This window comes from Pseudomonas putida (assembly GCF_002025705.1).
Classification (GTDB): domain Bacteria; phylum Pseudomonadota; class Gammaproteobacteria; order Pseudomonadales; family Pseudomonadaceae; genus Aquipseudomonas; species Aquipseudomonas putida_J.
The window spans coordinates 1743913-1766470 of sequence record NZ_CP018846.1; the positions used below are offsets into that span (position 1 = coordinate 1743913).

Genomic DNA, 22558 nt, shown 5'->3' on the forward strand with positions numbered 1-22558 from the left:
CATGTCTACAGCACAACTCAAACACACCCCCCTGCATGAGCTGCACCTGAAACTCGGCGCGCGCATGGTGCCTTTCGCCGGTTACGCCATGCCGGTGCAATACCCATTGGGGGTGCTCAAGGAGCACCTGCATACCCGTGAGCAGGCCGGCCTGTTCGACGTTTCGCACATGGGGCAGATTCGTCTGCGCGGCATCGGCGCTGCCAAGGCGCTGGAAGCACTGGTGCCGGTCGACATCCTCGACCTGCCGGTGGGCATGCAGCGTTATGCGCTGTTCACCAACGACGACGGCGGCATCCTCGATGACCTGATGGTGGCCAAGCTGGGCGATGACGAGCTGTTTCTGGTGGTCAACGCCGGTTGCAAGGACCAGGACCTGCAGCACCTCAGGCAGCACCTGGAAGGGCAGTGCGAGGTCGAGTCGCTGTTCGAAAGCCGCGCCTTGCTGGCCCTGCAGGGGCCTGCGGCGGCCAAGGTGCTGGGGCGCCTGGCGTCCCAGGTCGGTGCCATGACTTTCATGCAGTTTGCCAGCGTGAAGCTGCTGGGTGTCGACTGCTACGTCAGCCGCTCGGGCTACACCGGCGAGGATGGCTTCGAGATATCGGTCCCGGCCGAGGCGGCGGCAATGCTCGCCCGCACGCTGCTGGCCGAGCCCGAGGTCGAGGCCATCGGCCTGGGCGCCCGCGATTCGCTGCGGCTGGAGGCCGGGCTGTGCCTGTACGGCCATGACATGGACGTGCGTAGCACACCGATCGAGGCCAGCCTGGCTTGGGCCATTTCCAAGGTGCGGCGTGCTGAGGGCGAGCGGGCCGGCGGTTTTCCGGGGGCCGAACGCATCTTCGCCCAGCAACGCGAAGGTGTGGCCAGCAAGCGGGTGGGCCTGATACCCAAAGAGCGTGTCCCGGTGCGCGAAGGTGCGCTGATCGTCGATGCTGACGAACAGGAAATCGGCCGTGTGACCAGCGGGGGGTACGGCCCCAGCCTGGGCGGGCCGTTGGCGATGGGGTATGTGCACAGTGCGTACGCGGCGTTGGACACTGAAGTCTTCGCCCTGGTGCGTGGCAAGCGGGTGCCGATGCAGGTGGTGCGTACACCCTTCGTGGCACAACGTTATTACCGTGGCTGAAGCCTTGATTGCCGGAGCATGAATATGAACCAGACCTTGCCTGCCGACACGCGCCCGCAACCCCTGCAAGCCGGCGTGAAACTGCGCGGCGCCGAAAAGGTGGCACGCATCCCGGTGAAGATCCTGCCCACCGAGGAGGTACCGCGCAAACCTGACTGGATCCGCGTAGGGATTGCTACCTCACCGGAGGTCGCGCGGGTCAAGGCGCTGTTGCGCAAGCACAAGCTGCACAGTGTTTGCGAAGAAGCCTCGTGCCCGAACTTGAGCGAGTGCTTCTCCGGTGGCACGGCGACCTTCATGATCATGGGCGACATCTGCACCCGCCGATGCCCGTTCTGCGATGTCGGCCATGGACGGCCGAAACCGCTGGATGTCGATGAGCCGAAAAACCTGGCGATTGCCATAGCCGACTTGCGCCTGAAGTACGTGGTGATCACCTCGGTGGACCGTGACGACCTGCGCGACGGTGGTGCCCAGCACTTCGTCGATTGCCTGCGCGAGATCCGCACGCTGTCGCCAGGCATCAAACTGGAAACCCTGGTGCCGGACTACCGGGGGCGCATGGACGTGGCATTGGCCATCACCGAGCAGGAGCCGCCGGACGTGTTCAACCACAACCTGGAAACCGTGCCGCGCCTGTACAAGGCGGCACGCCCGGGCTCGGACTTTGAATGGTCGCTGGACCTGCTGGAGAATTTCAAACGCCGTCTACCCGGCGTGCCGACCAAATCCGGGTTGATGCTGGGCCTGGGTGAAACCGACGAAGAAGTGATCGAGGTGATGCAACGCATGCGCGAACACCAGGTCGACATGTTGACCCTGGGGCAGTACCTGCAACCGTCGCGCAGCCACCTGCCGGTGCAGCGTTTCGTGCACCCGGACACCTTTGCCTGGTTTGCCGAACAAGCCTTGGCGATGGGCTTCAAGAACGTGTCGTCCGGGCCGCTGGTGCGCTCGTCCTATCATGCCGACCAGCAAGTGCTGCAGGCGAACCGCTAATCCCCGGGGCTGCTGCGCAAGACCACTCTCACACCGTTCGTGCTCGACGTTTCAATGGGTACACAGGGGCGGTATGGGAGTGGTCTTGTGTGGCAGTGGTGCGCAACGTGAACGGGTCGACTTCTTCAAGCTCGGGTGAGCGGACAAGGCGGTAGTCTTTGACAGCAGGAGTTATTGGCGGCAGGCAGTAGTTTCGGTGGATGCTAGCCTTAGGTCGCGTGAATGCGTATTCAGGGACTGGACTGGGCTGGAGGACACATGAAGTTTCACGAATTCAACGTCAGTGGGAAAGCGCCCGTTCCCGGCACGGCGAAGCCATTCCAGACATTCCCTGTATGGGCCAGGAAGCTCTGGCCGCTGCCAATCCTGTTGCTCGCCACACTGGCTCGGCTGTATGGCTCGACCGCGTCTGCCATATGGTGCGACGAGGGCTCCAGCTTGTTGATGAGCCAGTACTCACCCTCGCTCATCTGGACCCACAGCGCCCATGATGTACATCCACCGCTTTACTTTCTGCTTCTACACGCCTGGATAGGCGCATTTGGGGACAGCCTCTTTTCGATCAGGTTTCTCAGCGTATTGACGGGTATCGGTACGGTAGCCCTGGGCATTTGGCTGGTCTATCAGGTTGCAACACGCTATGCGGCCGTCGTGGCCGGCGTGTTGTTGGCTTTGCTGCCCATTGCCGTGCGATATAGCCAGGAAGTACGCATGTACTCACTGATGGGGCTTTGGCTGCTGGGCGCAACCATCGCACTTGTCTATTGGGTAAGAAACCCTGGGCGCCACCGTTACCTGGTCATCTATGCGCTGTTGATGACAGCCAGTTTTTATACCCACTATTTCACTGGCCTTTGCGCACTTTCGCACTGGGCCTACCTGCTTGTTGTGCGCCGCGAAAAACAGCGCCTCATCACGCTGCCGGCATGGTGGGTCGCCAACAGCGTTATCGTGGTTCTGTATGCCCCCTGGATGCCCGGCCTGATAGACCTGCTGCAGCACCTTGACCAACTAAAGGCGGGTGGCGACATTGGCTGGATTCCGCCCATCAGCATGGACTCACTGCCATCGACAATCTGGCTGTTTTTGACCCTGACGGATGGCCAGGAGCTGAAGTGGCCGCTCTACCTCGCATTGCCACTGGCGCTGGCGCTGGTTACAGGCACTGTCTGCCTGCGTGATCGGAGCCCGCACAGATTTCACGTTTTACTGGCGATCTATACGTTTCTTCCGTTGATCGTGGTCTTTCTTGTCTCGTGGAAAGTGCCGCTGCTGGTCGAGCGCTACTTGATGTTTTCCGCCTTGGGGCTGCCGATGATACTGGCAGTCGCGATTGATCGAATGCGGCATCATTATCGCTACGCCGCCGTCGCCATGCTGGTGACAGTGCTGGCTGTGGAACTGGTCGGCTTGCGTAACGACTACCACACGGATGATGAGCAGTTCGACAAGTTGGTCAACTACGTCAATGAAAACTACCAGGCGAATGACCGTATCGTGGTCAGCGACCTTTTCTGGTATTTCGGCTATGTCTACTACAACAAGACTGGCTCGGTGCCGCTGCTCTTTACACCGCCCCAGGCCAATGGCGCTTCCGGGCGACCAGGCAATTATGGGTTTGGCACACTGGTCAACAATGATGCCGACAAGATCTATCTCGACAGCCTCGAAAAACTACCCGTCGGCCAAACCCGAGTGTGGTTGGTGAGCAACAGTGCACCGCCCGATGATTTCGCGTCCATTCCGAATAATTGGAACAAGGTCAGCACGCTGAAAGTTGGCGATACCCAGGTACGCCTTTATACGGTGGGGGGACAGTAGACGTCTTGGGTTGCGCGGGGGCGTTCACGTAGTCATACCAAACCAGGCGCTCGATGCGATAGATAGCTGATTTTGTGGGGGTGACCAAGGTCAATTCCATCGTAACTAACTGACATGCTTATAAAAATCACCAGAATCCATTTTGACTATGGGCAAAATGACGCTCCCGAGAGGTTCGACCTGCCTACCTCAGTTGTAGACCATTCGAAACTGAGCTTACCCCTCTACCTAAGACAGGCAAGCACCATGACTAACTACACGTTCAGAGCTGAATGCCTCGACGACGTCTTCAATTTCCTTAGTGCCTTGACCCTTGTACACCGAATCACCTTCTGCACCATTGAGCCAGACGACTGCTTCCCTGATGTGGAGGTTTTGCTTCGCACCGCAGGTACGCTTCAGCAACTCCGATCCATAGCGGGATCGATTGAAGATGGTCATGTCATCGCTGAGTCCTTGGAGCAGGTTGCTATCCAGTAGACCTTAGCCAAGGCGCCTTCCTTTATAGGTACCTCTCGATCCGGCTCCTTCGGTCACACCATGTGCGGCCTAACCCTCAACGCTCAGACCTCTGGCTCGCTCCTCATGGCCCCAAGTACCCCAAATCTCACCGTATCTCTGGACTGCCACCAAGCGAAAAAGGCTCAAGCCTAGACAGCGGCAGTAATTAGTGATCATAATGAACGCATGCTATAGCATGTTTAACGTGTGGGTTTATCGGTCACGATTAGGTAACCCAGCACGGCCTGGCCGAAGCAAAACCGATATCTCAAAGCAACTGGTCAATATGATTGACACTAGGAGGGCGTGTGGACGAAGAGCTTGAGAAAACTTTGCTCTCTAAGTTTCCAGAAATATTCGGCCAATATGGAGATCTCCCAGAAGGCCGGCGTTGGGGCATCGATTGCGGCAACGGCTGGTTCATGCTGCTGAGCGTTCTCTGTTACCAACTCCAGGACCACGTTGATCGTGGCGGCGGGCCGCAGGTAGTCGCTCGCCAGATCAAGCAAAAAATGGGGATGCTGATGTTCCTAACCTCGGGAGCTGACGAGTACTGCAAAGGGGCGATCGAGGTAGTGCAGTTGCTGTCGTTAAAAACGTGTGAGAGTTGTGGAAATGCAGGCCAAATCCGGCGGACACCTCAAGGCTGGAATCTGGTCCTGTGTGAACCATGCAATAAATAAGCTGACGCCGCCCGAGAGGCAAAATGTGCAGGAGGAGGGTGCCGTAATGATCGCTAGTCCCAGCCACAGGTTGATGTCTCACTGGGATGACGAACGTAGTCAATGCCAAAAACCTTGGCTGTACGTTGAGATCATCCGCTGCGATGAGGCCAACCCGTCATGGAAGCGGTCTCAGATGACCACCATGGGATCAGTCGAAGAGCTTGATGACGCGATCTCAAATGCAATGGGTTACGAAGTGGGCAAGGTGCATCTCGTTACCTACGTAGGCCCCAAAAGTATGATCGAACCAGACTGGCAATTCGAGACGGTACTCGGATTCAGACGCATTGATGCCGGGCTCGTTGCCACCCCAAGCTATGCGCTGGAAGTCGATGGGGGAATAATGCTAGCTGGCCAAATGGCTGCCTTTCGGGCTGACAGCGCGGAGGAAACGCTATTCGAAATTCGCACGTCCGCAGCGTCTGCGGACACCGACCAGATAGAGGAGGCCATTGCAGCACAGCGCAAGGCAGAGATGCTTGCGATTGACGTCTGCCGCGGGAATTTGATCAGCGCAAATCATTGGTTAACCGTTCCCCAAATTGAACTGGGTGGGTTGGCACCGTGTGAGGTTGTGTCAACCGCGGCGCTAAGCCCGCTGATTGGGAAATTGCTCACTGAGCGCGAGAGAAATTAGAGAGGACCAATGGAGAGCTATCGATCGCGTATCGCCGTTACGCATCCCAACATCCAGGGCGAGCTGAGCCTACGGCTGGGTGATATCTGGAAGTTAAAATCTGGCATGTCACCCGGCTGGCTGTTCAGGTCGTTCGTGTTCTCACCCCGGATGTTCGACATTGCGGTTCGGAATCTGCAATGCGAAGGGTATGCACAGGTTGGCGATAGCTTTCTGGATGCACACACCAACCTGGGAGACTGCCCACAAAAAACGTATGCGATTACGCTTTCTGAATGGGAGCGGGTCGGCACCAGCCTGGAGGTGGTGGAGGAGTTCCATTTCCGTGACGAGTCTGTATCGCGGCTTCAGGTTTGGGCAGTAGATCCGAAGGCCCTTTCGTTCGAAGCGTTGCGGATTGCCGTGGCAGTGTCATTTACAGATCTGGAGCTGGCGGACGAGCCGCGACTATCTGGAGCCCTGACGGAGTTAATGAGCGACTACAAAATCGAATTCGATCGAGGTGAAAAATGAACGCAGTATCGTTCGCAGCTCAGAGCTTTTGCTTACTCATCGGCACCGAGCTTGGTCTTAGCAATCGCTTTGTCCAGCTCCTTGAGAAGCTGCTTGGGAGTGATGCCTCGCTGGCGCGAGTAGCAAATGGCCAACGCAGTTAGGGGGTGTAGGCCCAAAAACTCACTGATTTCATCGAGCTTTTTCACCGTCGGGCTTTTGATGCCGCGCTCTAGCTCGCTCCAGTAGGCACGACCAGTCACATGATCGTAAATGTCTGCTTGGCGCAGATTTTTGCCCAGACGGATATCACGCAGGACGTTGCCCAGCTCAACGTTCAGATCCGTCTCATCGTCCGGCATGCCTACCTCGCAAAAAGGTAGGATATAGCCACATTTCTCGAAATTAATAAACCTGCTATAGCATGCGTGGCGGGTTTTGTTCCTTTTGTGTACCTATTTTTTTGCGGGAACGGTGGAGTGCGCGTCTTTCTTGGCCACGTGGAGTTGGGAACCGCATGGCGGAGGAGGGCTGGGAGAGGTGGCCGGACTAATTTCGGCAAGCCTCCCGCAGGCCTTTAGGGCAATCCTTGGCCCGCCCTGCTGACAGGCTGCCGGTAGGACGATGCGGCATCCTCAAGCTCACGGCTAAAACGGCTGAACTGAGAGTGCAAGGTGCTATTTATCCGCTGCCCAGTAGATTGGCGATTAGATTTCTCCAACCTCTTCGATAAATGCCGCAAACGCGTCTGTAGCCCCTCGGCGATTACGCCATTCTTCTAGTGTTCGAATTAGGGCGAGTTCCCTTGATGGCGTGCACAGATCAGCGAATTGACTCGGTAATATTGTTGAGTCTTCTTTGTAGTGCTCCAAATGGCGGCAGAATGCATAGATCCACATGGCGGCTTCCAGCGAACAGTTCCATGTGTTCCAGTTCATCGTGCTGGCCAACGGTTGCTGCACGTTCGCACGAACTTTTTTCAAAAGTTTCAGCAATGTTGCGATGGCATCGGTTTGGGTTTCAACGGTGCTTCGCGATAGCAGAAACGCCGCAATTTCGGTGGTGCGTCCCTCGCGTTCTCGGTTGAAGATCACAGTCTTGCCGAGTAATTTCTGATCAAGGTAAGAAAATAGTTCTTTCATCCATATATTGGATAGCAGCTCTGGTGTTAGTCGACCTTCCTCCAGGAGAGGTACAATTACCCCTGAAAACAACCAAGGCTCAGACCAGCCCAACTCGCGCATATGGCCGCGAAGACCATTTACAAGAAACTCTGTCTCCTCTTTTGTTAATTTGGGTGAGAGCTTTTCATAAAGTGCCTGCTGGACAATGGAGATTGATGCCTCGGATTTTTGCTCCCATGGTAGACCGCTCAAGAGCCAACATAGTGTTCGAATGCTTGTCTCTTGATCAAAGGATGCCAGTCGCTCGGTTACTCTCTTCGCACCGCCTTCAGTCTTAGACTCCTCTCTCAGGCTGGCCAGCCCCATCCACTTAAGCAGACCATTTGAACTTTGCAGTAGGCTTTCTTTTTGCTTATCCCCGATTCCAAACGCAATCGTGAGTGAAATCTCTCCAATAATTTGGCTCAGCAGGGATAGCTTTATAGCATCTCTATGATGATCGTTATCGAGTACAGACGCGTGTTGTTCCGACAGTTTTACCAGCTTTTCTGGAGCAAGGTGCCAAAGAATCTTGATTGCGTAGGCATCTGCCCATGTCAGCTTCTGGTATCTGGTCCGATATCGGAAGTGTTCATGTGAATAAGATCCGCGAAGAAAGATCTCCAAATTTTGCTGGAACAGTTGAGGTTGAACGGACTCAAAGGAAGTATCAGGGCTAATGTCGCTGATTCGCGAAAAAGCAGTGTTGAGAAATTTCTCAAGGAAATTCACAAGTTCATTTCTGTGCTCGCCAGTAGTATCCAGTGGTGCATCGCCGTGAGGCGTATGTGCGAGAATTTCAGCTATAATCTCCCATAGTTTGTGTGGTGCAGCTTCGGGCGCAACCAGGGACGCGACACACGCTTTAAAACCTGATGAATTAGAAATGCGCAGAGATTCGCCTTTAAGTAGGCCCAAATCATCTAGCTTCGAACGTAGGCATTCGTTGTGAAGGCCTCGCAGCGAATCTTTGCCGGTCCAAGTGGCAAGGACCGTGCCTGCGAGATCCAAACGTAGGAAACTCAATCGTTCGACTGCTATCCGGACTGGCTGATCTTGAAGTTTAGAGTCGAAAATTGGCTCTATTTCCTCGCCTTCAGCGCTGGTTCTATTCGCGGCCCTCGATATCAGTCGTGTGGCATAGTTGACGACTTCATGTAAGGCATCCATAGGGATCGGGGTGATAAGCAGAGGGTGATGTTCGTTTGCTTTTTGAATAGAGTTTGAAAGGTTGAAGCCTGAAACTGGAAGGCCATCTCGATCCACAATCAGCATATAACGATCATGTAAAGCGCCGGGCTTGAGTCCATAGATTTTAAGGTCAATACCCCGTCCTAGTGGCTTTAACTTCTTACAGCTAGCCAATAGGTTTTCGATGCGTCTGTCATCGGGGTCTTCGACGGAATCACTGGCCTTAGTGGTCGCTGAGCGCGGAGCGGCGGTGAAGACGATGTACTCGCCATTTTCGGACGCATTCGGGAAAAAAAGACCAATCCCAGCGTCTTCAAAGTAGGGGTCGAAAAATATAATTTGGTGATTCTTGTGCTTCGAGAATTGCACCTTGATCCATTCAACAAGTTGTAGGCGCTCGGTGCCATCGCCCTCGCTTAAACGACCAAAAAAACGTGCCTCGGATTTGGGTGGGTGTATAACACCGAGTAATTTACTGATCTTTTTGTTAGCAGCCACCCAGGGGTCTTCTTGCCGCCCACCAACTAGCGAGGAAAAACCCCTGTCGCCAAGATTTACTGATTGCGCAGCTTTCACCCTAGTAGAGCCGCGCAGGTGCTTTTTGAGGGCTCTGTCGAGCCAACCCAGTTTGACCTCCGCGCTGGATCCTCCTATCGCAATTCCAGATATAGAGATCTCACGGATATAATAGATCTTCCACCTACAACACAATGTGGCAGCGGTCTGCTCATTGGTCATTCCATAAATTTCGACTTCCGCCGAGTCAGAAATATCCCCCAGTCCTTCCGGTAAATCAAAGCTGCACTCGATCGTATCCTGCTTTTCTCTGTCGATCGGCATGATGCTTGAAAATACGCACTGTTCATCGTTCGTTATCTTTGCGTGAACGAGGAACTTCGAAAATCCTTGTAATTGATTCAGTCTTAATCTGATCGCTAGCCTGTTGCGTTCATCTCCCCAAGACACATCTAGCAGTTCTCTCTCGTAGTCGTCTAGTGTAGGGAATACGAGTAACTCTAAATCCCCGAAACGTGTTGCATCTTTGTTGGCGAAATCCAGGCCTGTACCTTCGTTCATTCGTTTGACAAGGAAACGAGCCATTTCTGAATCGTGGCCCCTCACTGTTGAGAATAATTTCTCCTTATCTAAGGTTGTGATGGCTGCGCTGAACACCGAAGCACTACCGTGTGGGCTCTGCGGGCCTGTTCTTTCATGTGCATCACGATTCAATAAGAAGGCGGCTGGCCTGTATGCGTAGTTGTCGGTTAGGTTGAAAGTTCCTATGCGTTTATTAAGCGAGTCAGATAGCTTAAGGCCAAGCTGTTGGCTAACTGTCTTTATGTCTTCGCCTTGAACAAGCTTGTTCAGTAATTTATCCGCAAGGGAGCTGTCAAAGTACAGTGTGGCGCGAATCACTTGAGCGCGACAGTCGCCCACAGCCTCAAATTTATCCTCGCTGGAGGCATTCCATCCGCCCGACGCATAGCTATATGGTAGAAGGCGACCATATATAAATCTATTTTCGAGGCCTTCTTCGGTCTGGATTTGTGCGATCCAAATCTGCAATGCGCATGCGCGTCCGGATGTGGTGAACAACCGGCTTAGTCTGGCGTCCTTGATCAAGTCATTAAGTTCGATTGGCATACCTTATCTCTCAGAGTGTCCTTTCTATACGATTCTTCATTGCGCAGCGAAGTTATTGTAGGGTCGTGAGGACGCCAAGCAATTTGATTGCTCCGCCAGTATTGCCGTTTGACAGTCGTCGAGTACTGGCTCTTGATCTGTCCTGCTTGGGGGAGAGGGCCACAAATGCCCAGGCCCAAAAAGAAACCTGGGCAGTCGCTGCTGTCAGTCGCGGAGGCCGGCGTCCACGTTGTCAAAGAAGTTAACGTTCAGCTCAAGCTGAAGGGAGCCGAAGCGCTTCATGAGTTTCTCTCTTACCGCGCCAGTGGCAACCGGTTCGAGATCAATCCAATAGCCATAGCGAAGGCCATCAGTCGAGCTATTGTCTGAGATCTCGGCGTCAACCAGCTCCTCGCACTCCTGAACGCTAAGCTCAAACTCGGCCGCCAGTGCCTCGGCCATAGTCAACGGACCGGGTGCCTGAGCCCAATGCGCCCATTCTGCCTCTCGATCGCGGTCGGCATCAGACTCCCCGCCAGTGATCGATAACCCCTCATCAGCCAACTGCCACTCTCCATCGCGGCGGCGAACCTTCAGTGTCGCATCAAGGTACAGAGCAGTGCCGTGGTACATGCGGTCCTGATCTTGCGTCCCCTGATAGGCTAGGGATACCGCAAGGGTCAGTAAGCCAAGCGCATCAGAGTACTCGGCTGACTTGACCTCTACGTTACGGATTTCGAAGTCAGAGGCATTCATTTCCGAGGTCGCGTCCGACAGCTGATCATCCAGTTCTTGCTGGAAGCTGCTGTAGACATCGTTCTCGTAGAGTGCGTCACGTAGGTCCTTTACCCCAAACGCCGCCTTGATCAGGCGCGAGTCGAGAGGGGTACGCTTTGCGACCTCGGAAAGCTCGTGGTAACTCGAAAATCCCGCTTGCTGCGCAACTCGTTCTAAAGCTGACGAAAGCTTGATAGCTTCAGCTTGGGCAAGCTGCTTCGCGTGGGTTTTGAGAATGTTGAGGCAAGAAAAATCAGACATGGAAAGGCTCCAATACCATCGACGCTATGGTTCCGATTGCCTGCTCACCGGGCAGCGTCATGGGTTGGCGTGCCGATGTCGAAATGGGGTGTTGCGATGGGCTATTGCTTCGCGAAACAGGCGCCAGGCGACCATCACCGCCTGGTGCGAGCATAGGACAGGTGACTGCCTAAGGCAACATGCCAGAGGTGTGGATCGTTGTGACCTGATGTAGAGGGGGCCGGCGTCCTAAAGCGGTAGTGACTGGCGGCGCAGGCATCAGGTTGACATCGCACTGTTCTAGTTCAGGAAGGTCTGTTGCTACCATGTGAGCACGTTGTGGAAATGCGCCAAGCCCGCAGCATCAGGGACAGTGAAGAGAAGGAAATTGCTAATGCATGAGAAGGAATCAGGTAAACCCGCTCTGCTACCCGAGGTAGCGTCCCCGCGTAAAATGTCTACCGCTTGGTCCGCTGCTGCGTTTGAGGAACTGGCAGCAGCCATCGAGTTCATCGAATTAGGTGTCGATGAGATTACGCCTTTGCAGCGAAAGATCTGGGAGCGGTACAAAGCCCAAACTGCGCAGTTCGCCCATGACATGCTCCTAGCCGAAGGGGATCTTAGCGAAATCGAAAGACGGCTGGGGGTAGACAGCACTTCCCCTCGCTAGCTGACCTGGTGCGCAAGGTCCTGCCTTGCAGGGCTTCAAAACAAGAGCGATGTTGCCCGACAAGGTCACGCATACTCGTTGATCATCCACCTCAGAGAAAGGACTCCTATGGACTATACCCTCCAAGAAATCATTACCCGCGATCGAGGTGAAGAAGCGTACGCCGAATATGAGGGTTTCCAGATTGTTGATACCGATCTGATCGTCCAGGCGGCTAGGCAAACGCTGGATGCAATCCCGCCATCCTTCGGGTCATGCGTAATGGTCAGTGCGGGGTTTGCGGCGATTCTCGATTCGCTTGGTGTACCGGCCGTTGTGGTTCTTGGAGATCTGAAGGTCGATGGCCGCTTCGCATTCGAATGCCGAGGCAACATTCCAGGAGCAACCTACGACGGAGAGGTAGTTGAGGCGACGTGGGATGGCCATGCTTGGGTTATGGTCGACAACGTGATCTGCGATCTCTCAATATTCCGTAGTGCCTACAACACCCCTAAGCCAAGCCATCTCCAGATCTTCATCAACCGTCACTTTGGCGAAGGGAAGGGAGCTTTGCTATGTCCGCCGGGCACGTTGCCACAAGATATGGAGTTCGTCCCCAAGTACGCTCTGACCGACGATCAGATCTGCGGCATCCTGGACGGTTTATCCAGGCAAGCAGCGCAACGAAGCGCATCGGCTTGAGGGTAGTTCCCACGAATTTTTGGAGGCGTGAGACGACGTTCATTCTACGATCTAAGCCATGATGACATTGCAGAGGCCGTCGCTGTGAGCACCCGAGATGCAGAATCCATCGCCGAAGAACTCCGCCTCTGTGAGGGGGCTAATTTGTCCTTTAGATCGTATGAGGAGGCTAAGGGGCAGGAAAGCTGCCTGCCGTGACGGGCTGTATCGGGTCGAAAGCGGTCGATCGCCAACGAGAGTTTATTAAAAATGGTAGTGGTTTACTTTGGCAGTGCTCCCAATAAATCAATAAGGGTGTCGGATCCAGTTGGAGATAGTATTAATTTCGGGAGAGTAATAACTGTCGCGCAAAAAAAAGTAATCGCAGTAATTAAAGCTGTTGCGAGCCAAGAAAAACTGTTAAGGAAATTAGATTTTGGATTGGCTTCCATGGTTGAATAAAGCCAAAGGAAATTATACAGCGCGAGCAGGATCACCATCGCTAAGCCAGCCCAGACAAAACCTACGGTAAACCAGCGATGATCATAGGCTGAAGCCGCCATTGCTTGCATGGTTGGCAGGGCTAAAAGTATGGCAAGGCATAGGGCCAAATTTTTAAGTCCATCAAAAAGAGTTTTAATGTCAGCGATAAAGGACTTGCTGATGAATGGTTCTGTCTTTCGTATTATAAGGTTCCTTTTGATTATCAGAAAATCCGTGCTATTAAGTTTATTGACTTTTTCTTCTGTATCTAGAAAGTAAGTTTTTTGTGATGTGATAACGGTCTGTCCGCCACGACCTCTCGGCTCTTTAGTTTCTTTGGTTTTTTCAATAACGATGTAAGTTTCTTTTGATTTACATTTGGCTTTGAAGCGACGGGTCTCGATAGCAGATGTCATTTTTCGTCTTTGCGTGTCGGATGAGATGAGTGATGTCGCATTGATATTATAGCGAATATCGGTCCCAACCCCCATGCGGCACGGCACTCATAAGCTTTGAAGGACAAAGGCATCGCTGATCTATCGCAGACCGAAAACTGGGTCCGCTATGGATCGACCCCGGCCTTTTAGACGGATGTAGCACCGAGCGAGCAACTAGAGATCGGTGAGTGGTTATGCCGGCCGAAGGGCCCCTAGGCAGGGGAGATCACCCCGGCGAGGCTGAGGCAGAAATACCCAAGAAGAAGGCAGGCTGCGCTCATGCCGCTGACCACTGTCGGTACCAGGAACACGAGCCAGACCTTTTGCGAGCATGTGCTGAAGTCTTGAAAGGCCTTTTCGAATTCAGAAATAACGTTGGCGTGAGGCCGTTTCGCCAGGATGGCTTGGGTCGCCCGCATATGTTTGGCGCTCCAAAACATCTTTACGATCTCCCAGGTGATGAATAGGGTGAGGGAGAGCGTGATGGCAAGGCCGCAGGCGTTGAAAAGCCAGTTGGGGATTTTCCCAGACAAGGTCGACCAGAAGGCGAAGTAGCCTGCGTAGCCCGCCACCATGATTAGGTTGGTATACGCATTGGCGTTGCCCATCAGTTTTTCGTTGAGTTGGATGAACGCGCTGATTTGCTTCTCTACGATCTGTTCTTGCTTCATTTCCTCAACCTCCTTGAACAAGCCATCAACCACGCGGTGCATATCACGGCACCACCGATCCCACTCGCTGTTCATCCTAAGCTCCCGATTCTCGGCCATCCATTATTTGGCGCCAACGCTTGCTCCATACACTGGACGTGCGGCGGTGCTTCCGCAAGCGGCGAACCTCAGTCACATCGGATTCAAATATTTCGCTTCTAATTCGAGAGCCTACATTTGAGGAGTGGCGGCTAGAGTCGTTAGCAGCCATTCGTAGCTGACCGCTAAGGACCCAACACTGACGCGAGTCCATTCAGCGGGTTTGAACTGCTGACTCGGTTACAGCCCGTGCCCTTCAACGTCACTCCCTGGACCGGACTCTTCGCGGGACAAGCCCGCTCCCTCAAGACCGCTGCTGATCTCCTTGGCGGCACCAGGTCCAAAGCACTACTCCATGGCCGGCAGCAATAGCCCTATGGGGGGGCTTACGATTTCGTGGAATAGACCCGCAACAGCCGCTAATCTCGGCTCTCCGGACGAGGCACTCCATGCTGTCCTCAATCCCGGGGCTTATCGGGCCTTCCTATCAAAATCCGGCACTGCCAAATCAGGGGCTCTACACGCACAAATTTAGTGATATCGTTCTGAGACCATACGCAGGGACCAGGACCATGATCAAAGGACTCGATAAGCTTCAGCGTCAGCTCAAAGAAGCCCAGGAAGTACTACAGCGCCTCGACGGTGATTTGTGTACCGTAAATTTCGATCCTCATGATCCTGCGAGCATTGAGCAGGCTGTACAGCAGGTCGAAGTCGTCATTGATGAGCTTGTTGGTCAGCATGGATCTAATCCGATCATTCAGCCTCTCGCAGCTGAGATGAAGGAGCGCTATCGCTCGGAAATTCTGGACCGCGCTGCTGCCGCGAGGCTGGAGACCGATGAATGATCCAGGTTGACCTGTTCTCGCAACTGAATAACGCTTTGTTTGACCTGCAAGCGGCAACTCCACAGACGTTCGAGCGCCCGCTGAAAAAGATCTCTGTACTGCTCAACAGCCCTGATCTTGAAGAAATCAATGCCTCCCTAAAAACCGGTCTTGATTTAAATGAATTTTTAACGAGTAGCGAAAAGACTAGCGGAAGTATGGTCGGGAGCGCAACGCTCCTGTGGCCTGACGATCAGCAGCAGACTTTTGGTCTAACTCTATTGTTAATCGATAAATTAGCAGTCGAGCCAAGTTTTGCAATAAATTTTGGGTTCCACTTCTTTTATTCGGGCAATAAAACAATTGCTGGTGTTAGGCAGCTAACCAAGCAACTTTTAATCCCTTTCATCAGGGATTACAAGCTGTTCGTTGAGGCGAGAGGAAGATCGGAGCAAGTCTTGAGGCTACCCATGTCAAATAAAGTATTCATCGTCCATGGTCATGACGACGGCGCGCGCGAGGCGGTAGCTCGTTTTCTCGAACGGATAGGCCTCGAGGCTATTATTCTTCATGAACAGGCTAACCAAGGTCGCACGGTGATCGAAAAGGTTGAAGCACATGGAGATGTCGGCTTCGCTGTTGTGCTCTTGACGCCTGATGACGAAGGCAGAGTTAAGGGAGGCGATTTGGAGCCTCGGGCACGGCAGAATGTGCTGCTGGAGTTGGGCTACTTTATCGGCCGACTTGGGCGCAGCAGGGTCTGCGCCCTTAAACGGGGCCAGCTGGAGATACCTAGTGACTTTGCCGGCGTAGTGTGGGAACGAATGGATGACACTGGCGGCTGGAAGCAAGCTTTAGGGCGCGAATTGCAGGCGGCTGGTCATCAAGTCGATTGGAATAAGGTCATGCGTGTGTAAGGCCTCTAAACGCAGTGTAACCAAGCTCTGGAGAGCTTGGATGAAGCCCGCGGGCGGAGCTTAAGCCTCTCTGCCCCGTTGCTGGCCGTGCAGCTCAGAGTACGATGTCACAGGTTTTGAGATGCTTTGGAGCAACTAGGATCTTGCCGGCCCGTTCACTCAGGGATGTTTTCTGCACGCCTCTTTAATATCACTGCGTTCCACCTGAATGCCGGGTGCTGCTTTTTCCTGCGCCTGCAATTTGGCAGCATCGCCTCAGCTTCGACTCCTTCTACTCGCCCTAGCTTTCTCGATCCCAATCCTTTCGATAGCTGTGTTGATCTGGGTGTGCCAAGCTGCCTAGTAATGAGCCGATTATTCGGACAATATCTCCTTTAGGTCCATCTGGTCCGCTGTGCACCGCACGGATTTTTGTCTGTCGTTTTGGGCCTCAGATTGTGGCCACTGGAACGATAGCGTCGACGAGGGTCTAGAGCTTACGGAAAGACGGATTTCATCATCTATTGTTACGTTATCTGCTAGCATCCAGTCGACCTGCTACATTAGAATTCTAGTGCAATGTAAGGCGTGCCATCACATGGTCAGGTGGGCGAACTAACCCTCCTAAGGCAGCTCTGAATATGAGTGCTGCGCTTCAATTTCAGATGTCACCCGACGACTTACTCACCTACTAAAGGGATATTCCTCATGTCGCGTTTAGCCGAATACAGAAAACTTGAGCAGACGCTGGCGGCACAGCTTGCTGAACTCGAGACGATGAAAAACGACGCGAGCTTGAAAAAGGAAATCGAGTTCGAGAAGAAGCTCCGCTCGCTGTTGGAGAGCTACGGTTTCAGCCTTCGCCACGTCGTTGATATTTTGGATCCGCAGGCGTCGTCGCGTCGTGGACCAGCTACCGCATCGGCAGCTAGGCCCGCCCGCAAAGCTCGTGCGGTGAAGGTCTACAAGAACCCGCACAATGGCGAGTTGATTGAGACAAAGGGCGGCAACCACAAACTCTTGAAAGAGTGGAAGCAGGAGTACGGTGCTGACGAGGTCGAGTCCTGGATCGCAAAGTGAGATAACCATCTCAGCTAGCTAAATGGGGGCAGTATTGCCCCCATTTTTTTGCCCCGTAACTTGTCGTGCTGTGAGTAGCGGGCTGAGCGGGGCAGGTTAGATCGTCTTGCGTTTCGCTTCCTCAATCCTCTTGCAAAGCCTCGGTAGGATTGTTCCAGCAGCCCAGGCTTTCTGAGTCATAGAAATCGACTTGGTCTACCCCGGCACGATGCATGATCTCCTCTGCTCGCTGAGCGAAAGCCTGGGATCCGCCTCGTACAGAAATCGCGACCCGCTGCGGTGGATTTCTGGTGATCTGCTCTACGATGTGCTGATCCTGATCCGACAGGCTCCAGCCGTAAATGGTGACTGATTCACCCATGGCGGGGATGACCTCCCGGAAGACGCGCTCCAGGTAGGACGAGCTTTCAATAGATTGTTTTTTGTGGTCGGCAGTCCCTTCGCACACGAAGAGCGGAATGGCGGCTCCCATCTCCCAATGCGCAAGAATCGCATCTAGCAGCCGTCCGCCCTCGGCCGCTCCTAGCTTGCTCTCGCGGCGGTCGTCGGTTCGTGTAAGAACCAGATTTCCGTGAGGGTAGAAGAACAGTGTGCTTCCGGCGGCGCGGTATGGAGCACGCAAAGCGTCCCAGTCATCGGTGAAGGTGCCGCCAATGAATCCATCCTTGAAATGCATCCCCAGCTGCCGATTGCCAAGCATCGCGGCCCAGTAAACGATTAGGTCATAATTTAGCGAAACGACCGTGTCGAAGTGGGTCATGAACGGATAGATCAGGCGCAGATGGGGCAGGGCGTCATCATAGTCGACGTGGGTGTCACGCACAGTGGAGATCAGGGCGGTTCGAACTTCGTCGTAGGCTTCTTCAACCCTTCCATGCGGAATTTCAAGAGCCTGGTTGACCAGGCTGGCCTGCCAGAGGCGACGAAGAACCAGTTCGAAGTCATTCACGCCAAAACGGTCGAAAATACCCGCCACTGCCGGCGTGATGTGCTCCAGCTCCTGCGCTTTCTCGAAAAGCGAGCCATATCCAAACTCGGGATGTACCGCCATGCTGGCCCCGTTGCCGAGTAGCAGGCTGTCGGTGTACCGATCCTGAATGTCTCTCCACTGCACAATCTCTGGCATGCCGCCGTCCTCCATTTTCGGGACGGTGGAGCGTAATGTTAAATCGACATGATGTCCTCAGCTTCGCTTGAGTAAGCTTATCGTCGACCAGGGGGCAAATGTATCGAGCTTTATTGCAATGATATAACATTTTAATTAATCGGCCCGCGTCGGTGGTATCGGTTACGGCGGCGGGGAAGTGATTGTCGCAACAGATCTGCGCTGCTGCCGAGCGCAATCGTTCTGCCAAAGCCGAGGCTGCACCAACTCTTGATTTTATAGCCCGTTCTACCTAGGAGCCCCATGACTCAGTTGTCATCAGCATTTGGAACCTATCCTGCCGTACGCCTTCGTCGTAATCGCGCCGATGACTGGACGCGCAGGCTAGTCGCAGAAAACAGCCTTTCTAGCGACGACCTGATTTGGCCGATCTTTCTCAAGGAAGGATCAGGTAAAAGCGAGGCCGTCAGCTCAATGCCGGGCCAAGTGCGTGTGAGTCTGAATGAGCTGACGGACCACGTGGGCCGCGCGGTGGAACTGGGCATTCCTGCCATCGCGTTGTTCCCGGCCACGCCCGTAGAGAAGAAGGACAGCGAGGGTAGTGAGGCTGTCAATCCAGATAACCTGATGTGCAGCGCTGCCAGGGTGCTCAAGTCGACGTATCCCGCGCTAGGTCTGATCGGCGATGTCGCCCTGGATCCTTATACGGACCATGGTCACGACGGAGTGATACGCGGTGGTCAGGTAGCTAATGACGAAAGCATCGAGGTGTTAGCGCGACAGGCTGTGATTCAGGCTCAAGCTGGGATCGACACAATTGCGCCGTCAGACATGATGGATGGGCGTATCGGACAAATCCGGGCTGCGCTGGATCATGCAGGCCTCATTGATACACGCCTCATGTCATATGCGGCGAAGTATGCCTCTGGCTTCTATGGTCCCTTCAGAGACGCATTAGGGTCATCGGGCGCACTCAAAGGCGACAAGCGAACCTACCAAATGGATCCTGCGAATAGTGATGAAGCTCTACGGGAGGTTGCGCTGGACCTCCGGGAAGGGGCGGATATGGTGATGGTCAAGCCCGGCATGCCCTACTTGGACATCATTCAACGGGTGAAGACGACATTTGCCGTACCTACATTCGCTTATCAGGTGAGTGGGGAATATTCAATGATCAAGGGGGCGATCGATCATGGATGGCTTGATCCAGATAAGGTCATCCTTGAGGCGCTAATGGCCTTTAAGCGGGCTGGATGCAGCGGAATCCTGACGTACTTCGCTGTCGAAGCCGCCGCACGGTTGAAGCGCGGCTGACTCTCGCCGCCCAGGTACCCACTGCCGGAAGGAGAAGCCCGTTAAGGGCTCCCTTCCTTGCCTAGTTGCCGGAGGATGGAATGGAGTCATCTGTGAAGGGTGGGCTTCATATCAATACCCCCTCGCATCTTCCATCGCATGGGGCAGCGAATGCTCAGTGGTGGTGCGGGGTCCCCACGAAGGTCAGGGAGGTGAATAGCCCACGCGATTCAATGTCGGCGTTGTCCTTCACTGGAACCTTCGTTTCGGCTGCAATGATGTTCAGTCCTTCATTGCGAACCACAACATTGGCTCGCCCTTGGGCATCAGTCTCGACGCTCACCGTGTCGGGCTCACCGCGGTAGTCGCTGAACAGCTTGATCCCTGCGGCTGGCTTCCCATCGACCAGCACTTGTACCGGCAATGTTTTCCCTGGGCCAACCTCAATCGGGTCGACCTGAGGGACAATAACCATCTTCAGCTTGTCCAGCGAGGGCAGCTTCGCTCCATGCTCGTTGATCGCCAGGGTGTACTTGAAGGTGTGGGTTGAGCCGGTGCCGCCGGCAACCTTGCTGCGGCCTTCATTGACCCACTTCTTGTCTTTGCCCTGCGTCCACAGCCCGTTGTCTAGCGCTACAGCCACGACGGCAGCCGGCTTGATCGGTTTGAGACGAACATGGTCTTCCAAGCGCTCGACAGTGACAGGTATCTGATGTCCGGCTACGTCGTACGCCCAAGCACCCTTAACCTTCTGGGGTTTGAATGCATCGTCTTCGGGGCCGTGGCCATAGACCACCTCGATATTGCCGCGACGTTGCTCAGTCCAGAGGCCGTGAGCGTTGGCTTGCATAGAAATTAGAGCACTGCCGGCAAGACTGATGGCCAGCAACGATTGGGAAAAGCGCATCTCAGATTCCTTCTGTTGGTCACATGCTTAGGGTGAGGCTGACGGTGAAGTTGCGAGGTTCGCCTGGGGCGATCCAGTAATTGCTATAGGACCGCTCGTAGTATTTCTCGTCGAACAGGTTGTTCAGGTTTAAACCGACAGTGACGTTGTCCGAAGCCTTGTAGTGGGCGAGCAGGTCCACGGTCTGGTAGGCGGGCAGCTCGAAACGGGTGCCTGCCTCGCCCGAGCGGTCACCCACGTAGCTGAATGCTGCGCCGACGTCTGATCCTTTGAGGGTGCCGTTCTGGAATTCGTAAACGCCCAGCACGCTACCACTTCGTTTTGCAACGCCAAGGATGCGACTGCCGGTGGGAATGGTGCGGTCGCCTTTAGTGACTTCAGCGTCTATGTAAGCGAAGGCTCCGATGACCCGGAAGGCGTCAGTGAGCTGACCCGTTACTTGCAGGTCCAACCCTTGGCTGCGAGCCTCTCCCATGGCGCGACTGGTATCGGTACCTGGGTCGATGGCCAGGACGTTTTCCTTTTCGATATGGAACGCCGCCAAGGTGGTGCTCAAGCGATCGTCGAATAGCTCACTCTTGATCCCCAGCTCATAGCCGACACCCTCTTCAGGATTGAAGCTTTTGCCTTGCGCATCTAAACCGTTGTTAGGTTTGAATGAGGTCGAGGCATTGGCGAACACGCCAACCTGTGGCGTCAGCTGATAGAGCAAGCCAGCACGCTGTGTGAAGGCGTCGTGCCTCTGTTTTTGGGTCGTGTTATTGGCGCGGCTGTCGATCTGCTGATCAATGTGTTCATACCGTGCTCCTATCATCCCTCGCAGATTCTCGGTGAAGATGATCTGGTCCTGAAGGTTCAGCGCGCGACTCTCAACGTGCTCGAGGTAGTCCGGTCCTGACCCGATCCCGCCCGGCTTGGACTGGCCGTAGACGGGATTAAAAATGTCGATAGCGTAGGGGATGTTCGTGAAGCTGATCTCGCGATGTCTCTTGCGGTAGTTTTCATACTCGCTGCCAATCAAGACCTCATGCTGCAACGACCCAGTATCAAAGAAGCCGCGTAGCTCGAGCTGAGTGATGCTGTCGTGCCACGTGAAGTCGCGAACCCGGTAGCGTCGATTTACGGTGTGTCCGTCGGCGTTAAGAGGGCGGGATTCGCTGGAGGTACCACTCAGCTCACCTTCCTTGTAATGACTGGCCAGGCGCACAGACCAACTGTCGTTGAGACTGTGGTCGAGAATGCCCTGGATCAGGTTGTTGTCGTTGTCGATTTTGTCGTCTGGCTCCCCGAGGAACGTTGAGCGCGAAACACCACTGAAGCTGTTGTTTGGCGCAACGATGGCTCGGTCAAAAATCGAGTCGTGGCGGACGAATTCAGTCTGCACCAGCAGTGTGGTCTCCGGGCTTAGCTCCCAGCGCAGGGAGGGAGCGACGAAGACACGGTGGCTTTCTACATGGTCACGGAAGCTATGGTTGTCTTCTACTGCCAGATTGACCCTGGTTAGCAACCTGCCTTCGTCATCGACAGGCGTGTTGAGGTCCAGCGCGGTGCGGTAGCGATCCCAGCTGCCGGCACTGGTTTCAAGGGTAGTGAAGGCCTCTCTTTGAGGCTGTTTGGTCACGATGTTCACCGTGCCACCTGGGTCGCCGCGGCCGTACAGACTCGCTGCTGGACCCTTGAGCACCTCAATTCGCTCGACATTGGACGCATCGGGAGTGGCTGGGTAGCCTCGGTTGGCGCTGAACCCATCCTTGTAGAATTCGGACGTCGTGAAGCCGCGAATGCTGTACTCGTAGAGAGTGAGGCCGCCGAAGTTGTTCTGCTTGGACACACCACCCGCGTAGTCCAAGGCGCGCTCCACCTGTGTAGTCCCCAGGTCCTTGAGCACCGAGGCGGGTACGACACTGATCGATTGGGGGATGTCCTTGATCGCCGTATCAGTCTTCGTGGCAGTGGCCGAGCGCGTAGCTCGGTACCCTTTTACTGGGCCGTTGGCCGTCTCATAGTCGCGATCGGCTGTGACTGTCACACCCTCAAGCTCGATAGTTCGAATAGGTTCTGCGGCGTAGAGTGGTGCACCGAGCACGCCGAAGGCGAAGCCGGTCAGGGAGGCGATTTTGCGGGACGACATGGACGTGGTTCCAGGTTATTATCGA

The 22558-nt window shown here is 54.5% G+C and carries 21 protein-coding genes; 12 read left to right on the forward strand and 9 right to left on the reverse strand.

Features of this window, described 5'->3' with window-relative positions; all coding sequences use genetic code 11:
* Position 1: 1 nt before the first annotated feature.
* From gcvT to BUQ73_RS07965, 3 genes are all read left to right on the forward strand, one after another.
* Positions 2 to 1126, forward strand: coding sequence for a glycine cleavage system aminomethyltransferase GcvT (gcvT, locus tag BUQ73_RS07955; protein ID WP_079227341.1), 1125 nt, complete (start codon positions 2 to 4; stop codon positions 1124 to 1126).
* Between the two features lie 24 nt (positions 1127 to 1150).
* On the forward strand, positions 1151 to 2125 hold the full coding sequence (lipA, locus tag BUQ73_RS07960; protein WP_079227342.1) for a lipoyl synthase: 975 nt from the start codon (positions 1151 to 1153) through the stop codon (positions 2123 to 2125).
* Between the two features lie 258 nt (positions 2126 to 2383).
* Entirely contained in the window at positions 2384 to 3946 is a 1563-nt protein-coding gene (locus BUQ73_RS07965; protein WP_152031516.1) for a glycosyltransferase family 39 protein, read from the forward strand.
* A 228-nt stretch (positions 3947 to 4174) separates the two neighbouring features.
* Here the strand turns inward: BUQ73_RS07965 and BUQ73_RS27905 are convergent, their stop codons facing one another.
* Positions 4175 to 4387: a hypothetical protein gene (locus BUQ73_RS27905; protein WP_152031517.1), complete on the reverse strand. Its 213-nt coding sequence runs from the start codon at positions 4385 to 4387 to the stop codon at positions 4175 to 4177.
* Positions 4388 to 4755: 368 nt separating this feature from the next.
* On the opposite strand from BUQ73_RS27905, the gene BUQ73_RS07975 reads away from it, so the two are divergent.
* From BUQ73_RS07975 to BUQ73_RS07985, 3 genes are read left to right on the forward strand one after another with little or no spacing between them, the layout of a single operon-like run.
* Positions 4756 to 5130 (forward strand): hypothetical protein, encoded by a 375-nt coding sequence (locus BUQ73_RS07975; RefSeq protein ID WP_079227345.1) that lies wholly within the window; start codon positions 4756 to 4758, stop codon positions 5128 to 5130.
* A gap of 46 nt (positions 5131 to 5176) precedes the next feature.
* The gene (locus BUQ73_RS07980; protein WP_079227346.1) at positions 5177 to 5809 is read left to right on the forward strand and encodes a hypothetical protein; all 633 of its coding nucleotides are present in this window, start codon (positions 5177 to 5179) and stop codon (positions 5807 to 5809) included.
* Between the two features lie 9 nt (positions 5810 to 5818).
* Positions 5819 to 6322 (forward strand): hypothetical protein, encoded by a 504-nt coding sequence (locus BUQ73_RS07985; RefSeq protein WP_152031518.1) that lies wholly within the window; start codon positions 5819 to 5821, stop codon positions 6320 to 6322.
* Between the two features lie 32 nt (positions 6323 to 6354).
* Here the strand turns inward: BUQ73_RS07985 and BUQ73_RS07990 are convergent, their stop codons facing one another.
* The 3 genes from BUQ73_RS07990 to BUQ73_RS08000 form a co-directional block, all read right to left on the reverse strand.
* The gene (locus BUQ73_RS07990; RefSeq protein ID WP_079227347.1) at positions 6355 to 6663 is read right to left on the reverse strand and encodes a helix-turn-helix domain-containing protein; all 309 of its coding nucleotides are present in this window, start codon (positions 6661 to 6663) and stop codon (positions 6355 to 6357) included.
* Between the two features lie 345 nt (positions 6664 to 7008).
* A complete protein-coding gene (locus tag BUQ73_RS07995) occupies positions 7009 to 10299 on the reverse strand; it encodes a VPA1262 family protein (RefSeq protein ID WP_079227348.1) in 3291 nt (1096 codons plus the stop codon).
* Positions 10300 to 10503: 204 nt separating this feature from the next.
* Positions 10504 to 11316 (reverse strand): hypothetical protein, encoded by an 813-nt coding sequence (locus BUQ73_RS08000; RefSeq protein ID WP_079227349.1) that lies wholly within the window; start codon positions 11314 to 11316, stop codon positions 10504 to 10506.
* 373 nt (positions 11317 to 11689) lie between these two features.
* Here BUQ73_RS08000 and BUQ73_RS08005 point away from each other — a divergent pair, with 373 nt between their 5' ends.
* Complete coding sequence (locus BUQ73_RS08005) at positions 11690 to 11965, forward strand: hypothetical protein (RefSeq protein WP_079227350.1); 276 nt, start codon at positions 11690 to 11692, stop codon at positions 11963 to 11965.
* Between the two features lie 108 nt (positions 11966 to 12073).
* A complete protein-coding gene (locus tag BUQ73_RS08010; protein ID WP_079227351.1) occupies positions 12074 to 12646 on the forward strand; it encodes a hypothetical protein in 573 nt (190 codons plus the stop codon).
* Between the two features lie 260 nt (positions 12647 to 12906).
* On the opposite strand, the gene BUQ73_RS27910 is transcribed toward BUQ73_RS08010, so the two are convergent.
* Together BUQ73_RS27910 and BUQ73_RS08015 are read right to left on the reverse strand one after the other, a co-directional pair.
* Entirely contained in the window at positions 12907 to 13524 is a 618-nt protein-coding gene (locus BUQ73_RS27910) for a hypothetical protein (protein WP_152031519.1), read from the reverse strand.
* Positions 13525 to 13757: 233 nt separating this feature from the next.
* Entirely contained in the window at positions 13758 to 14291 is a 534-nt protein-coding gene (locus tag BUQ73_RS08015) for a hypothetical protein (protein ID WP_152031520.1), read from the reverse strand.
* A gap of 575 nt (positions 14292 to 14866) precedes the next feature.
* On the opposite strand from BUQ73_RS08015, the gene BUQ73_RS08020 reads away from it, so the two are divergent.
* The 3 genes from BUQ73_RS08020 to BUQ73_RS08030 all read left to right on the forward strand — a co-directional run bounded on the left by BUQ73_RS08020 (position 14867) and on the right by BUQ73_RS08030 (position 17097).
* Positions 14867 to 15142 (forward strand): hypothetical protein, encoded by a 276-nt coding sequence (locus tag BUQ73_RS08020; RefSeq protein WP_079230500.1) that lies wholly within the window; start codon positions 14867 to 14869, stop codon positions 15140 to 15142.
* A complete protein-coding gene (locus BUQ73_RS08025) occupies positions 15139 to 16038 on the forward strand; it encodes a TIR domain-containing protein (protein WP_079227353.1) in 900 nt (299 codons plus the stop codon). Before BUQ73_RS08020 ends, BUQ73_RS08025 begins: the two co-directional genes overlap by 4 nt.
* 687 nt (positions 16039 to 16725) lie before the next feature.
* Positions 16726 to 17097 (forward strand): histone-like nucleoid-structuring protein, MvaT/MvaU family, encoded by a 372-nt coding sequence (locus tag BUQ73_RS08030; RefSeq protein WP_079227354.1) that lies wholly within the window; start codon positions 16726 to 16728, stop codon positions 17095 to 17097.
* A 121-nt stretch (positions 17098 to 17218) separates the two neighbouring features.
* Here the strand turns inward: BUQ73_RS08030 and BUQ73_RS08035 are convergent, their stop codons facing one another.
* Positions 17219 to 18223: a DUF4917 family protein gene (locus BUQ73_RS08035; RefSeq protein ID WP_079227355.1), complete on the reverse strand. Its 1005-nt coding sequence runs from the start codon at positions 18221 to 18223 to the stop codon at positions 17219 to 17221.
* Positions 18224 to 18505: 282 nt separating this feature from the next.
* On the opposite strand from BUQ73_RS08035, the gene hemB reads away from it, so the two are divergent.
* Complete coding sequence (gene hemB, locus BUQ73_RS08040) at positions 18506 to 19516, forward strand: porphobilinogen synthase (RefSeq protein ID WP_079227356.1); 1011 nt, start codon at positions 18506 to 18508, stop codon at positions 19514 to 19516.
* A 154-nt stretch (positions 19517 to 19670) separates the two neighbouring features.
* Here hemB and BUQ73_RS08045 read toward each other — a convergent pair whose 3' ends face one another.
* Together BUQ73_RS08045 and BUQ73_RS08050 are read right to left on the reverse strand one after the other, a co-directional pair.
* A complete protein-coding gene (locus tag BUQ73_RS08045; RefSeq protein WP_079227357.1) occupies positions 19671 to 20402 on the reverse strand; it encodes a DUF4198 domain-containing protein in 732 nt (243 codons plus the stop codon).
* A 19-nt stretch (positions 20403 to 20421) separates the two neighbouring features.
* On the reverse strand, positions 20422 to 22533 hold the full coding sequence (locus BUQ73_RS08050; RefSeq protein WP_079227358.1) for a TonB-dependent siderophore receptor: 2112 nt from the start codon (positions 22531 to 22533) through the stop codon (positions 20422 to 20424).
* Between the last annotated feature and the right edge of the window lie 25 nt (positions 22534 to 22558).